This is a genomic window from Ilumatobacter sp. (assembly GCF_046290335.1).
GTDB lineage: Bacteria > Actinomycetota > Acidimicrobiia > Acidimicrobiales > Ilumatobacteraceae > Ilumatobacter_A.
This window is the reverse complement of the sequence record NZ_JBKAGH010000002.1, coordinates 40968-53322: the sequence shown is the minus strand read 5'-3', so window position 1 is coordinate 53322 and position 12355 is coordinate 40968. Positions and strand designations below refer to the sequence as shown.

At 67.1% G+C, this 12355-nt stretch carries 14 protein-coding genes; 10 read left to right on the top strand and 4 right to left on the bottom strand.

What is annotated here, in order from left to right; all coding sequences use genetic code 11:
* The first annotated feature begins 219 nt into the window (after positions 1-219).
* The 6 genes from pstC to ACE37B_RS08790 are packed head-to-tail and all read left to right on the top strand — an operon-like array spanning position 220 to position 5870.
* Positions 220-1197 (top strand): phosphate ABC transporter permease subunit PstC, encoded by a 978-nt coding sequence (gene pstC / locus ACE37B_RS08815; protein ID WP_409922953.1) that lies wholly within the window; start codon positions 220-222, stop codon positions 1195-1197.
* Entirely contained in the window at positions 1194-2279 is a 1086-nt protein-coding gene (gene pstA / locus ACE37B_RS08810) for a phosphate ABC transporter permease PstA (protein WP_409922952.1), read from the top strand. The genes pstC and pstA overlap by 4 nt, the downstream gene beginning before the upstream one ends.
* Positions 2276-3199, top strand: coding sequence for a phosphate ABC transporter ATP-binding protein PstB (pstB, locus tag ACE37B_RS08805; RefSeq protein ID WP_409922951.1), 924 nt, complete (start codon positions 2276-2278; stop codon positions 3197-3199). The genes pstA and pstB overlap by 4 nt, the downstream gene beginning before the upstream one ends.
* Positions 3199-3930 carry a phosphate signaling complex protein PhoU gene (gene phoU, locus ACE37B_RS08800; RefSeq protein ID WP_409922950.1) on the top strand — a complete coding sequence of 244 codons (732 nt, stop codon included), beginning with the start codon at positions 3199-3201 and terminating at the stop codon, positions 3928-3930. Before pstB ends, phoU begins: the two co-directional genes overlap by 1 nt.
* Positions 3931-3963: 33 nt before the next feature.
* Positions 3964-5178 (top strand): sensor histidine kinase, encoded by a 1215-nt coding sequence (locus tag ACE37B_RS08795; protein ID WP_409922949.1) that lies wholly within the window; start codon positions 3964-3966, stop codon positions 5176-5178.
* A complete protein-coding gene (locus tag ACE37B_RS08790) occupies positions 5175-5870 on the top strand; it encodes a response regulator (RefSeq protein ID WP_409922948.1) in 696 nt (231 codons plus the stop codon). The genes ACE37B_RS08795 and ACE37B_RS08790 overlap by 4 nt, the downstream gene beginning before the upstream one ends.
* 57 nt (positions 5871-5927) lie before the next feature.
* Here the strand turns inward: ACE37B_RS08790 and ACE37B_RS08785 are convergent, their stop codons facing one another.
* A complete protein-coding gene (locus tag ACE37B_RS08785) occupies positions 5928-7061 on the bottom strand; it encodes a pyridoxal-phosphate-dependent aminotransferase family protein (RefSeq protein WP_409922947.1) in 1134 nt (377 codons plus the stop codon).
* A gap of 61 nt (positions 7062-7122) precedes the next feature.
* Here ACE37B_RS08785 and ACE37B_RS08780 point away from each other — a divergent pair, with 61 nt between their 5' ends.
* Positions 7123-8454, top strand: coding sequence for an MFS transporter (locus ACE37B_RS08780; RefSeq protein WP_409922946.1), 1332 nt, complete (start codon positions 7123-7125; stop codon positions 8452-8454).
* Here ACE37B_RS08780 and ACE37B_RS08775 read toward each other — a convergent pair.
* The gene (locus ACE37B_RS08775) at positions 8369-9592 is read right to left on the bottom strand and encodes a zinc-dependent metalloprotease (RefSeq protein ID WP_409922945.1); all 1224 of its coding nucleotides are present in this window, start codon (positions 9590-9592) and stop codon (positions 8369-8371) included. The genes ACE37B_RS08780 and ACE37B_RS08775 overlap by 86 nt on opposite strands.
* Positions 9593-9735: 143 nt before the next feature.
* On the opposite strand from ACE37B_RS08775, the gene ACE37B_RS08770 reads away from it, so the two are divergent.
* Complete coding sequence (locus tag ACE37B_RS08770) at positions 9736-10755, top strand: NAD-dependent epimerase/dehydratase family protein (protein ID WP_409922944.1); 1020 nt, start codon at positions 9736-9738, stop codon at positions 10753-10755.
* A gap of 24 nt (positions 10756-10779) precedes the next feature.
* Here ACE37B_RS08770 and ACE37B_RS08765 read toward each other — a convergent pair whose 3' ends face one another.
* Entirely contained in the window at positions 10780-11415 is a 636-nt protein-coding gene (locus tag ACE37B_RS08765; RefSeq protein ID WP_409922943.1) for a hypothetical protein, read from the bottom strand.
* The gene (locus tag ACE37B_RS08760) at positions 11408-11590 is read right to left on the bottom strand and encodes a hypothetical protein (RefSeq protein WP_409922942.1); all 183 of its coding nucleotides are present in this window, start codon (positions 11588-11590) and stop codon (positions 11408-11410) included. The genes ACE37B_RS08765 and ACE37B_RS08760 overlap by 8 nt, the downstream gene beginning before the upstream one ends.
* Positions 11591-11622: 32 nt before the next feature.
* Between ACE37B_RS08760 and ACE37B_RS08755 the strand changes: the two genes are divergently transcribed.
* Both ACE37B_RS08755 and ACE37B_RS08750 read left to right on the top strand, forming a co-directional pair.
* On the top strand, positions 11623-12099 hold the full coding sequence (locus ACE37B_RS08755) for a molybdenum cofactor biosynthesis protein MoaE (RefSeq protein ID WP_409922941.1): 477 nt from the start codon (positions 11623-11625) through the stop codon (positions 12097-12099).
* Positions 12100-12303 carry a hypothetical protein gene (locus ACE37B_RS08750; protein ID WP_409922940.1) on the top strand — a complete coding sequence of 68 codons (204 nt, stop codon included), beginning with the start codon at positions 12100-12102 and terminating at the stop codon, positions 12301-12303. It abuts the gene before it with no gap.
* The last annotated feature ends 52 nt before the right edge of the window (positions 12304-12355 follow it).

The following is a 12355-nucleotide window of genomic DNA, read 5'->3' as shown; positions in this document are numbered from 1 at the left end:
ACGCAGCGAGCAATCGCTGCGTCGGCCGTCGACCGTTGTGTTGTCGCCTAGCATTCGCCCCGGTGGTGCTGCCCCCTCGATGGTCGGCCCACCACGAAAGATGCACCGCCATGCAGTCCCCGCCATGCAGCCACCACCACTCAGCTCTGCCCACTCCGTTCAGCCGACGGATCACCGGCACACGTTGACCTCCCCCTTCACAGTTCGGAGCCCGCGCACGTGACGACCACCGAGACGTCGCCTCCCGACAACGCCCCCACCGACGACGATTCGATTCATCAACCGATCGGCAAGGCCGGCGACAGGATCTTCTTCGGTCTGTCGTTCGGTGCCGCCGCGTTGATCCTCGTCACGCTCGCCGCCGTCGCGCTGTTCCTCTTCCTGCAGGGACGGCAAGGCATCACCGCCGATCCGTCGAACTTCGACGGCGAGCAAGGGTTCTTCGAATACGTCGGCCCGTTCCTGTTCGGCACGATCTACGTGTCGTGCATCGCGTTGCTGCTCGCCACGCCGGTGGCGATCGCCGTTGCGCTGTACATCAGCCACTACGCCTCGAAGCGGCTCGGTCGCACGCTCGGCTACTTCATCGACCTGCTCGCAGCGATCCCCAGCGTCGTCTACGGACTCTGGGGCATCCTCGTGCTCGCACCGATCCTGTCGGACAGCATGATGCCCTGGCTCCGTGACAACCTCGGCTTCCTCCCATTCTTCGGTTCGGACGTGGCGGTGTCGACCAGCGGACGCTCCACCCTGACGGTCGGTGTCGTACTCGCCGTGATGATCCTGCCGATCATCACCGCGGTGTCTCGCGAGGTGTTCCTCCAGACTCCGCGGCTGCACGAAGAGGCGTCGCTCGCCCTCGGCGCGACGCGTTGGGAGATGATCCGTCAGGCGGTCATCCCGTACGGCCGTTCGGGGGTCATCTCGGGCGCCATGCTCGGACTGGGTCGGGCGCTCGGCGAGACGATGGCCGTGGCCATCATCCTGTCGCCGTCGTTCGGGTACTTCTGGGACGTGCTGACCAACTCGAACTCGAACACGATCGCTGCCAACATCGCACTCCAGTTCCCCGAAGCGGCCGGCGTGTCGGTCGACCGACTCATCGCGACGGGTCTGGTGCTGTTCGTCATCACCTTCTTCGTCAACGCGCTCGCCCGCCGAATCGCGAGTGCCGGATTCTCGGGAGCAGACGGATGACCCTCACCGACGAACGAATCGACGGCGACCCGTTCGTCGCTGCCGACGACTCCATGAAGCGAGGCAGCCTCGACGGTTGGCCGATGCGCGGCATCGCGCTCGGCTCGATTGCGATCGCTGCGCTCACGTGGCTGCCCTCCGGCTCGGTCAACTGGGCCCGTTGGGCCGTGGTGTCGATCGTGGTCTATCTCCTCGGCGTGGCCGTGATCTCTCGGTCCGTGGAGTCGCGCCGACAGGCCACCGACCGTCTCGCCGGGTCCATCATGACGGTGGCCTTCGTCATCGTGCTCGTGCCGCTCGCCTCGGTCATCTGGACCGTCGTCGATCGTGGCTCGAACCGCTTCGATCTCGACTTCTTCACCACGACGATGCGCGGTGTCGCGGGCGAGGGCGGCGGCGGCTACCACGCGATCGTGGGCACGTTGGTGATCACGGGGCTCACGGCGGTGTTCGCGATTCCCTTCGGCTTGTTCACCGCGATCTATCTCGTCGAGTACGCCGACGGCAGTCGCTTCTCCAAGATGGTGACCGGCCTGGTCGACGTGATGACCGGTATCCCGTCGATCGTCGCCGGTCTGTTCGCCTACGCCTTGTTCGTCTGGCTCGATGGGCCCGGTCACACCTCGGGTCTGGCCGGCGCAGTCGCGCTCACCCTGTTGATGACCCCGGTGGTGGTGCGTACGACGGAGGAGATGCTCCGCCTGGTTCCCAACGAGCTCCGCGAGGCGTCCTACGCGCTGGGCGTGCCGAAGTGGCGAACCGTGGTGAAGGTGGTGTTGCCGACGGCGATCGCCGGCATCTTGACCGGCATCGTCCTCGCCGTGGCCCGCGTGATCGGCGAGACTGCGCCGCTCCTGATCACGGTCGGCATCACCGCCAACGTGAACTGGAACCCGTTCGAGGGCCGCATGGCCACCTTGCCCGTCTTCGCCTACAACTCCTACAAGTTCCCGACGTTGCCGGTCGAAGCGAGTCAAGACCGGGCCTGGGCGGCAGCGCTCACGCTCGTGGTGATCGTCGGGATCCTGTTCACCATCGCCCGGGTGCTGTCCTCGGTGCTCAAGCCGAAGGGACTCAAGTGAGCGTCCGCAAGCATCCCCCGTACGACACCCCCGCTACCCTCACGGGTACCGCCGACCCCAACTCCGGAGCGCAGATGACCGAATCCGTCGACACCACCCAGAGCCCGGCGACCGCCACACCGATTCGAACCGCCGAGCCTGCCGGGTTCCAGATCGACGTGACCGATCTCGACATCTACTACGGCGATTTCCTCGCGGTCGAGGGTGTGTCGATGACGATTCACGCTCGGTCGATCACGGCGCTGATCGGGCCGTCCGGGTGCGGCAAGTCGACGTTCCTGCGTTCGCTCAACCGAATGCACGAGGTGATCAGCGGCGCCCGCGTCGACGGCGAGGTCGTGATCAACGGCCAGAACCTCTACGGTCCGGGCGTCGATCCCGTCGCGGTCCGACGCAAGATCGGGATGGTGTTCCAGCGCCCGAATCCGTTCCCCACGATGTCGATCTACGACAACGTCATCGCCGGTCACAAACTCAACTCCAAGCGCACGAAGCGCAGCGTCACCGACGATCTGGTCGAGAAGTCGCTGCGCAGCGCGAACCTGTGGGAGGAAGTCAAGGACCGTCTCGATCGACCGGGCTCCGGACTCTCCGGCGGCCAGCAGCAGCGTCTGTGCATCGCCCGGGCCATCGCGGTGTCGCCGGACGTGCTGCTGATGGACGAGCCGTGTTCGGCGCTCGACCCGATCTCGACGCTCGCGATCGAGGAACTGATGCTGACGTTGAAGGACGACTACACGATCGTGATCGTGACGCACAACATGCAGCAGGCAGCTCGCGTTTCGAACCGCACGGGCTTCTTCAGCATTGCCGGAACCGGCAAGCCGGGCAAGTTGATCGAGATGGACGACACCGAGAAGATCTTCTCGAACCCGGCGCAGCAGGAGACCCAGGACTACGTGACGGGACGGTTCGGCTGATGACGCAGGACCTGCGCACGAACTTCCACGAGCAGCTCGGCAACATCCGTACGGGCATCGCTCGGCTGAGCGCCGGCGTGACCGAACTCGTCCCTCGCGCCACCGAGATCCTGCTCGACGGTGATCTCGAAGGCGCCGAATACGTGATTCTCGGCGACGACGCGTACGACCGTGACTCGCTCGAACTCGAGGAGCGTTGCTTCAGCCTCATCGCGTTGCAGGCTCCGGTCGCCGCCGATCTGCGCGAGCTGGTGTCGGCGATCAAGATCCTCGCCGACGTCGAGCGTTCGGCCGACCTCTGCGTCAACATCTGCAAAGCGGCGCGACGGATCTACAGCCACGAACTGGACGCGCCGTTGCGCGGAATGATCCACAAGTGTGGTCAGCAGGCGACCGTGCTGTTCAAGGAGGCAACGGAGTCGTACCTCAACCGTGACGGCGCCCGTGCAGCGGCGTTGCACGACATGGACACCTACCTCGACGATCTCCAGCGGCAGTTCATCCAGGTGATCTTCGAGAGCCACGCTGCCGGACGCATCGACCTCCAGGTCGCCGTCCAGCTTGCCGTGGTGGCCCGCTTCTACGAGCGCATCGGGGATCACGCCGTCAACGTGAGCGATCGAACTCGGTACATCGTCGACGGATGGCTTCCCGATCACCCGTATCCGGAGAGCGGCAACGACGTGCCGGCGGTCGCCGACATCACGCCGCGCGAACCCGATGCCTCCTGAGGTGATGTGTTCCTGACGATCGTCGCCCTGTGCGTGGGAATCGCCATTGGCGCTGCGCTTGCGACCGGGTTGGCGCGGCGCCGTCGTCCTGGCCGCGAGGTCGCAGAGGCGTCGAGTGTCTCGGAGGTGCTCGCCGCCACCGAGGCCGCTGGCGACTCCCTCGACCCCGTGAACGGCGTGCTCCGTCAGGCGGCCGACCTGTTCGTCCGCGGCGTTGTGATCTGCGACGCCGATGCGACGATCGTCTATCGAAATCGTGCCGCACTCGCCTTGGGTGGCACGCACGCAGGTGTGCTGCTCGAGGACCAACTCGAGGCGTTGATGTCTGCGGCGCTGGCTCACGGAAGTGCTGATCGTCGTCTCGAGCTCCATGGGCCACCGCGGGTGTCGTTCGAGATCACGGCGTCGGCGATGGCGAACGGTTGTGCTGTCGCCACCATCGAAGACGTCAGCGAACGTAGTCGCATCGACGCGATGCGCACCGACTTCGTCGCCAACATCTCGCACGAACTGAAGACGCCGGTCGGGGCGATCGCGGTCTTGGCAGAGGCGTTGGCCGACGAGTCCGATCCTGCGGTCATCGAGCGGCTGAGTGGCCGGCTCGTCGACGAGTCGCATCGCGCCGTGACCACCATCGACGACCTCCTCGAGTTGTCTCGCATCGAGTCGGCCCGGCTCGACGACGAGGTCATCGACGTCGGCGACGTCGTCAGCCTGGCGATCTCGCGCAGCGCCGGCGTCGACCCGGACAAGGACATCACGGTGTCGGCCCATGACGGCGGCGTGGCGGTGTACGTTCGCGGAGACCGTACCCAGCTGGCGTCGGCGATCGGGAATCTCGTCGAGAACGCGGTCAAATACAGCGACCCCGGTGGAGTCGTCCAGGTTCGTACTCGCGTCGACGAACGCTGGGTCGAGGTGATGGTCGCCGACCACGGTCCAGGCATCCCGGCGCGAGACCTCGATCGGATCTTCGAGCGCTTCTATCGAGTCGATCGAGCGCGCAGCCGCACCACTGGTGGAAGTGGGCTCGGGCTGTCGATCGTGCGACACGTCGCCAACAACCACGGGGGTGAGGTGCTCGTGTCGTCGCAGGAAGGGGAGGGCTCGACGTTCGTCTTGCGCCTCCCGGCGTCGCTGCTGGTCGATCCGGGCCCGGATCCCGACGTTGTTGCAGAGATTCCGTCGCACCCGGGTTCGACGGGTGGGCTGTCCACACCATCTTCGCTGAAGGAGACCAGATCATGAGCGAGGCAACGATTCTCGTCGTCGAGGACGAAGCGAGCTTCGTCGATGCGCTGATGATCGGGCTACGCCGGGAAGGCTTCGAGGTCGCGGTCGCCACCGACGGCGCCGAGGCCTTGGCGATGTTCGACGAGGTCAACCCGGACCTCGTGCTGCTCGACGTGATGCTGCCCAAGGTCAGCGGTATCGACGTGTGTCGCCAGCTTCGCAAGAAGACGCAGATCCCGATCATCATGGTCACGGCGAAGAGCGCCGAGATCGACACGGTGGTCGGACTCGAGGTCGGTGCCGACGACTACGTGACCAAGCCGTACCGGCTCCGCGAGCTCGTCGCACGCATGCGCGCTGTGTTGCGACGGGCGCCTCGGGCCGACGGCGTCGAGCTGATGACGTCCGACGCCATCGTGGTCGACGGGGTACAACTCGATCCTGATCAGCACCGGGTCGAAGTCGACGGTCAGGAGATCACGCTGCCGCTCAAGGAGTTCGAGTTGCTCCACCTCCTGCTCGCCAACGCCGGTCGGGTGCTGCCGCGCGAAACACTGATCGACCGGGTGTGGGGGCACGACTACGTCGGCGACACCAAGACGCTCGACGTTCACATCAAACGTCTGCGCGGCAAGATCGAGACCGATCCGGCGCACCCTGCCCGCATCACCACCATCCGGGGTCTCGGCTACAAGTACGTTCGCTGACGCCCCCGGCGACGCACAACGTGGTCGCCGACACCAGCCCCACTCGCTCCGGTGGCGTCAGGCGATGATGTCGGCGAGGGCCGCGAGGAGGGTGGTGACGTTGCGCTGGCGGGCGGTGTGGCCCATGGTGCCGATGCGCCAGACCTTCCCGGCGACGGGGCCGAGCCCGCCACCGATCTCGACGCCGTACTCTGCGAGCAGGCGGCTGCGCACGTCTGCCTCGGTGACGCCGGCCGGGAGGCGCCCCTCGGGGATCGAGATCGAGCTGAGCGGCGCCAGCCGGTGACCCTCGGCTGCGAACAGATCGAACCCGAGCTCGCGCATCCCGTCCTTCACCGCGTCGCCGGCTGCCTGATGTCGAGCACGCACCGCGTCGAGTCCCTCGTCGAGGACGACGCCGAGACCGGCGTGCAGCGACATGATCATCGAGATCGGCGCCGTGTGGTGGTAGGCCCGCGCGCCGTCGCCGGTGACGTAGGCGGCGATCATGTTGAGGTCGAGGTACCACGACTGCGGCGTCGGCTTGAGCCGCTCGATCGCGCGGTCGGACACGGTGAGCGGCGCGAGTCCGGGCGCGACGCCGAGGCACTTCTGCGTGCCGCTGTAGGCGATGTCGACGCCCCACGCATCGATCTCCAACTCGACGCCGCCCAGGGAGGTGACGCAGTCGACCAAGAGCAACGCGTCGCCCTTTGCCGCGCCGAGTGCAGCGACGTCGCTCTGGGCGCCGGTGGAGGTCTCGGCGTGCACCATCGCGAACATCGTCGGCGACGGGTGCGCCGCGAGCATGCGCTCGACGTCGACCGGTTGGCCCCACTCGTGTGCGACGGCGATCGCGGTCGCACCGGTTCGTTGCACGACGTCGACCATCCGTCCGCCGAACACGCCGTTGACGCCGACGACGACGGTGTCGCCGGGACCGACGAAGTTGACGATCGCCGCCTCCATCCCGGCCGAACCGGTTCCCGACACCGGGAACGTGAGCCGATTGGAGGTGCCGAACACCGTCCGCAGTCGCTCGTTCGTCTCGTCGAGCAGTGAAATGAACTCGGGGTCGAGATGTCCGAGCATCGGGCGTCCGAGCGCTTGCACCGCCTCGGGGTACGGGTTGCACGGACCAGGGCCCATCAGGATGCGATCGGACAGGATGCGATCAGACGTCCAGGTGGATCCTGCGTTGGTCGAGCTCATGTTGTCGAGGTTAGGGCCGGCGCACCGTCGCCGCCGAGTGGTCGGGCGTAGTATCGGAGAAGTGAGTCAGTTGCAGGGGACGAAACCGCCGATGTCGCGGTTCACCCGACTGGCGGTCACCCACGCATTGATGATGGCGGGCGACGCGGCGATGGTCGTCGCGCTGGCCGACTCCTTCTTCTTCAGCGTCGAGCTCGACGCAGCGCGAACCCAGGTGTTGCTGTTCCTCGCGATCAGTTTCGCGCCGTTCCTGTTCATCGCGCCGCTGATCGGTCCGCTCATCGACCGCATCGCCGGTGGCCGACGCCTGGTGGTGCAGATCGTCGCGCTCACCCGTGTGGTGCTCTTGCTGCTGATGGCGCGCTACATCGACGGCCTCGCGCTGTTCCCGCTCGTGTTCGCGTCGCTCGTTCTCCAGAAGACCTACGTCGTCTCGAAGTCCGCGCTCGTCCCGTCGACGGTCCGATCCGAGACCGAACTCGTGGAGGCGAACTCCAAACTCGGTCTGCTCTCGGGGCTCACGGGCGCCGTCGCCGTCGTTCCCGCCGGCATCTTGCTGAAGACGATCGGTCCGGGCGGAGCGCTCGTCTACGGCGCACTGCTCTTCGGTGGCGCGTTCTTCTCGGCGACCCGACTTCCCAAAGAGGTCATCGCCGAAGACCGAGTCGACCCAGCGGAGCGGGAACAACTCCATTCGTCAGCGTTGCAATCGGGAGCGGTCGCGATGACCGTGCTGCGAGCCAACGTCGGCTTCACGTTCTTCCACCTGGCGTTCTGGCTGCGGTCGCAGGACCAGGGCACACTGTGGTTCGGCGCGGCAGTCGGCGCCTCGGCAGTGGCCGCGATGCTCGGCAACGCGATCGCGTCACGAGTGCGACAGCGGATGGCTGAAGAGACGATGCTCACCACGGCGCTCATCGTGAGCGCAGTGGCCGGTGTCGGCTTGGCAGTCGTCGGCGGGCCGGTCGCTGGCGTCGCGATCGCCGGTGTGGTCAACTTCGTCGCGTCGATCGGTCGGCTCAGCTTCGAGAGCATCGTGCAGCGCGACGCTCCCGGGGCCAACCAGGGCCGGGCGTTCGCGCAGTTCGAGACCCGGTTCCAGTTCGCCTGGGCGGCCGCCGCGTTCGTCGCCGTCGCCATCCGGGTGCCCGGACCGATCGGGTTCCTCATCGTCGGCATCGTGGCGGCCGGCACGATGGTCAACCTCCGATTCGGCGCCGGCATGACGGCGACGAGGTCGGGTCGTCGACGCTCGGCGTCGAAGCGTCGGCGTCCGGCGTCCGGTCGCTCAGGTACGCGAACGAGTGCTACGAAGCGTCGGGGGAAACCCGGGCCAGCCAGAGGCCGGGCGCCTCGATCTCGTTCGGCGTCGGAACGGCCTCCGGATCGGTGAACAACGGTGCCAGACCGTTCTCGCCGGCGCGGTCGACGACACCTTGCACGAACGCCTTGCCGCGAGCGGTCTGCTCGGCGCCCAACCTGATGCCGAGGAGACGCTCGACGAAGCGATCGTCAGGACTGGTCTCAGCGCGACGGCGCCGAACCGCCTCGGCGATCTGCAACGCCGAACCGCCGACGATGCGGACGGCGACCGCGTCGACCACCCAATCGATGACGCCGATGGTGGTGGCGACGGCTGCGTCGAGCATCGGCTCCATCGCCAACTGCTCGTCGGATCGCACGGCGCCGAGCAAGATCTCCGGGTCACCGAACGCCTGCTGGATCGCTGCCATCGGATCACCAGCGGCTGCATCGTCGAGGCCACCGAGCTTGTCGGTGATTGCCGTCGGGTCGGGACGAAACGCACCGACGTGACGTTGAACGAGCGTGCGGAGATGGTCGGCGATGTGGGGGATGGACAAGAGCGTGAGACCGGCGAGCTCGTGGGCGAGCACCCACAGCCGCATCTCGTCTTCGTCGATTTCCCAGTCGGCAGCGAACGTGTCGATCGTCGGCGGCACGAGGACGAGTGTCGGTGTGGCTCGCGGAATCGGGAGGTCGTACACGCCGAACGCCGACCGAGCGAGCGTCCCGACCATCGATCCGACGGCCATGCCCATCATCGCAGGCGCCATCATCTTCGAGAGCCCGGCCATCATCTGGGCCATCGGGTCGCTCGCCAGGTCGTCGGGGAGATCGTCGCTGCCGCCGAGCGACGTCGCCAGGTCGGTGAACAGCGGACGGTAGGCCTCGAGCGTTTGTGCCGCCCACTGCTCTGGCGTGGCGACAGACGGCTCGACGACCGGAACGTCGAGCCCCATCACATCGGCGACGTGCAGGCGAGCGATGTCGGCCAGTTGGCCGTACTTGATGCGCACCGATGGCTCGATGTTGGCCGAGGCCGTCGGTGCTGCGCCGCCCATCATTCCCATCAGGGGATTCGCACCGTCGCCACCGGTCGCCGACATGATGGCGAACTGGCGAGCTGCTTCCCAGTTGAGCGGACCCTGACCGGCAAGCATCCGTGAGATGTCCCCGAACATCGGCATGCCCTCGAACGGATTGACGTTGGACTCACCGTCGTCTGCCATGAACCCACGCTATCGAGCGCGGCGCGGACCCGAGCCGCGGCACGCCCGATGCGTCCCGAAACCGCGCCGGGCGATCGGCGACCCCGTGTCGTCGCACGCCTGTGTCGTCGGGGGAGCAGTTGCGTGGGGGTAGCGTCGCGGCGATGACGACGGCAGTGCTGACGGGAGGGCGCGGCGCGCTCGGTCGGCGTGTCGCCCGGCTGCTCGCCGACGATCCTGGTATCGACGTCGTCTTGCTCGACGGCGTCGCCCACCCTTCCGGTGGCGTTCCGACGCTCGCCGATCTCGCCGTCGCCGATGTCGTGGTCGATCTCGGAACGAGCGACTATGACCGCCGAGCGGAGCGACGCGAGAGCTCGACGGAGTTCGTCGCCGAGACACTGAGCGCGGCGGACCAACTGTCGGCCGACCACGTCGTGTTCGTCTCGTCCGCGCTCGTCTATGGCGCGGCGCCGAACAATCCGAAGCCGCTGACCGAGGACGCCGTGGTGCGCCCCGACGTCGAGTTCGTGTTCGCCAGGCAATTGGCGTCAGCTGAAGAACTCGTCGAACAGTGGCGACTTGCTCGCAGCGGACGTGTCACGTCGGTGTTGCGGCCGGCGGTGGCGCTGGCAGCCGGTGACAACTCCCGGCTTGCCGCAGCGCTCGTCTCGGGCCTCGGCCGACGCGTCGCACAGGCGGACCCGCCGAGCCAGTTCCTCCACCTCGACGACCTCGCAGACGCGGTGGCACTGGCGATCCGTTCCCGCCTCGACGGGGTGTTCAACGTGGCGCCCGATGGGTGGATCGCTGGTGAGCGCGTGCGTGCGTTGTCGGGGGAGCGACCTCGGTTCCCGATGCCGGAGCGTCTCGCAGAGGTGACGGGGTCGCTGCGCTGGCGTCTGCTGCGCGGGCCGATTCCCCCCGGTCTCGGCCCGTACACACGCGAGCCGTGGATCGTCTCCAACGGTCGCCTGCGCAGCGCCGGTTGGGAACCGACCATCACGAACGAGCAGGCCTATGTCGAGGCGACCGACGCCCCATGGTGGACGATGGTGTCGCCGAAGCGTCGACAGGAACTGACGCTCGGGCTCGGGGCGCTGGCGACCCTCGTCGTCGTCGCCGTCGCCGCGGTGGTCGGCCGCCGTTGGTGGCGTCGTCGCCGTCGAACGTTCAGCCGTTGAACGCCGCGGTGCTGGTCAGTCTCGTCACTCGATCAGCGACCGGACGTCGCCATCGACGAAGGTCGCGAGCAGACGCCCGTCGCGGGTGATCACGATCGAACCGTCGGGAGCGTCGAGACGATCGAGATCGCCCCACGCCACGTCGTAGGTGTGCGAGATGGTCAGCAGCAGGACGCGCTCGTCCGGATCCGGAAGGGCCGACGCAACGCGGATGCCGTCGTGGATGCCGTCGGAGATGTCGTCCGGGATGTCGTCGTGGACCGAACCGCTGGCCGAACGGTCGAGGTCTCGGCCGGGGACGAGCGGCGCGGACGAGATCGCGTTCGGTGCGCCGACCATCGTGAGCGCCTGATCGCGCGACACCGAACTCGCCTCGAAGCGGACGAGACCATCGGCATTCGTGCTGACCCCGATGGGTGCCGTGTTGGCCCGCAACTGCACCGACGCTGCCGGCACGGTGGTGGCGCTGATCGCACTCGGCGCAGCGCTGCGCTTCGGACTGAACGAGACGACGAGCACCGCGACGAGCACTGCGGTGACCGCACCGGTCGAGAACGCGAGAAGACGCCCACCGCCGGCCGGCACGTCGAGTGCTGTCGGGCCGAGTTCGGACGGATGGCGCCACGTTCGTTCGTGAGGGGGAACCACGGCGTCATCCACGGCTGCCGATCGTAGCCACGGCGATATCGGCGATGCCCGCGCGGGGCTGCTTTGTCCACGCCGTCGCCATGTTCGCGACAGTTCGCAGCCGGTTCGCGATCGGATCGGGGGCGTTTGCATCCGGCGTTCGTTGCGGTCTGACGAATTTCCTGCCGAGTTCGATGCGCGCGGCCATGGCGAAGAGAGCCGACGACTAACCTCCCGATCGTGCGTGGCCCCGAGAACAGCGACGACTGGTTCGCTCTCACCGATCAGGAACTGCCGATCGGCGGCGCCTACGAGTGGGCCGTGCTGCCCCGATGCGGAGCGGTCGTGTTGTTCAGCGGAACCGTTCGTGATCACGCTGCCGACCGTGACGACGTCCAGCATCTGACGTACGAGGCCTACGACGAGCACGTGGTGCCGGTCTTCGAGCGCATCGGTGCCGAAGTGCGCCGGCGCTGGCCCGAGACCGGCCGTGTCGCCCTCCTGCATCGAACCGGGCGGCTCGGGCTCGGCGAATCGTCGGTGCTGGCCGTGGTGTCGGCGCCCCATCGCCCCGAGGCGTTCGAGGCAGCGCGGTACGCGATCGACGCGCTCAAGGAGTCGGCGCCGATCTGGAAACACGAAGTCTGGGCCGACGGCGAAGACTGGGGCACCGATGCCCACGACGCCGTCGACCCTCGGTCCGTCGGGAGCGGCTGAGTGTCGATCGTCGTCATCGCGATCATCATCGTGGCCTTGGTGTTGGTCACCGCGTTGGCCATTCGCGTGCGCGGACGACAAGACCCGGTCGACTCGTTCCGCCGTCAGATCGACGCTCTCGGGCCCGAAGCTCGTCGGCCCACGATCGATCAGGTCCGCCGCGTCGAGGAAGATTCCGGCGAGACTGAGGACAATGGGTCGTGACCTGAATTCTCCACCACCGATGGGCGCGCAACCCGCGCTGATCGGATTCTGC

Coding starts and splice junctions, on each gene's coding strand:
- ACE37B_RS08770 (WP_409922944.1), top strand. CDS start 9,736: ATGACGACGGCAGTGCTGACGGGAGGGCGCGGCGCGCTCGGTCGGCGT.
- ACE37B_RS08785 (WP_409922947.1), bottom strand. CDS start 7,061: ATGAGCTCGACCAACGCAGGATCCACCTGGACGTCTGATCGCATCCTG.
- ACE37B_RS08790 (WP_409922948.1), top strand. CDS start 5,175: ATGAGCGAGGCAACGATTCTCGTCGTCGAGGACGAAGCGAGCTTCGTC.
- pstA (WP_409922952.1), top strand. CDS start 1,194: ATGACCCTCACCGACGAACGAATCGACGGCGACCCGTTCGTCGCTGCC.
- ACE37B_RS08760 (WP_409922942.1), bottom strand. CDS start 11,590: ATGGCCGCGCGCATCGAACTCGGCAGGAAATTCGTCAGACCGCAACGA.
- phoU (WP_409922950.1), top strand. CDS start 3,199: ATGACGCAGGACCTGCGCACGAACTTCCACGAGCAGCTCGGCAACATC.
- ACE37B_RS08775 (WP_409922945.1), bottom strand. CDS start 9,592: ATGGCAGACGACGGTGAGTCCAACGTCAATCCGTTCGAGGGCATGCCG.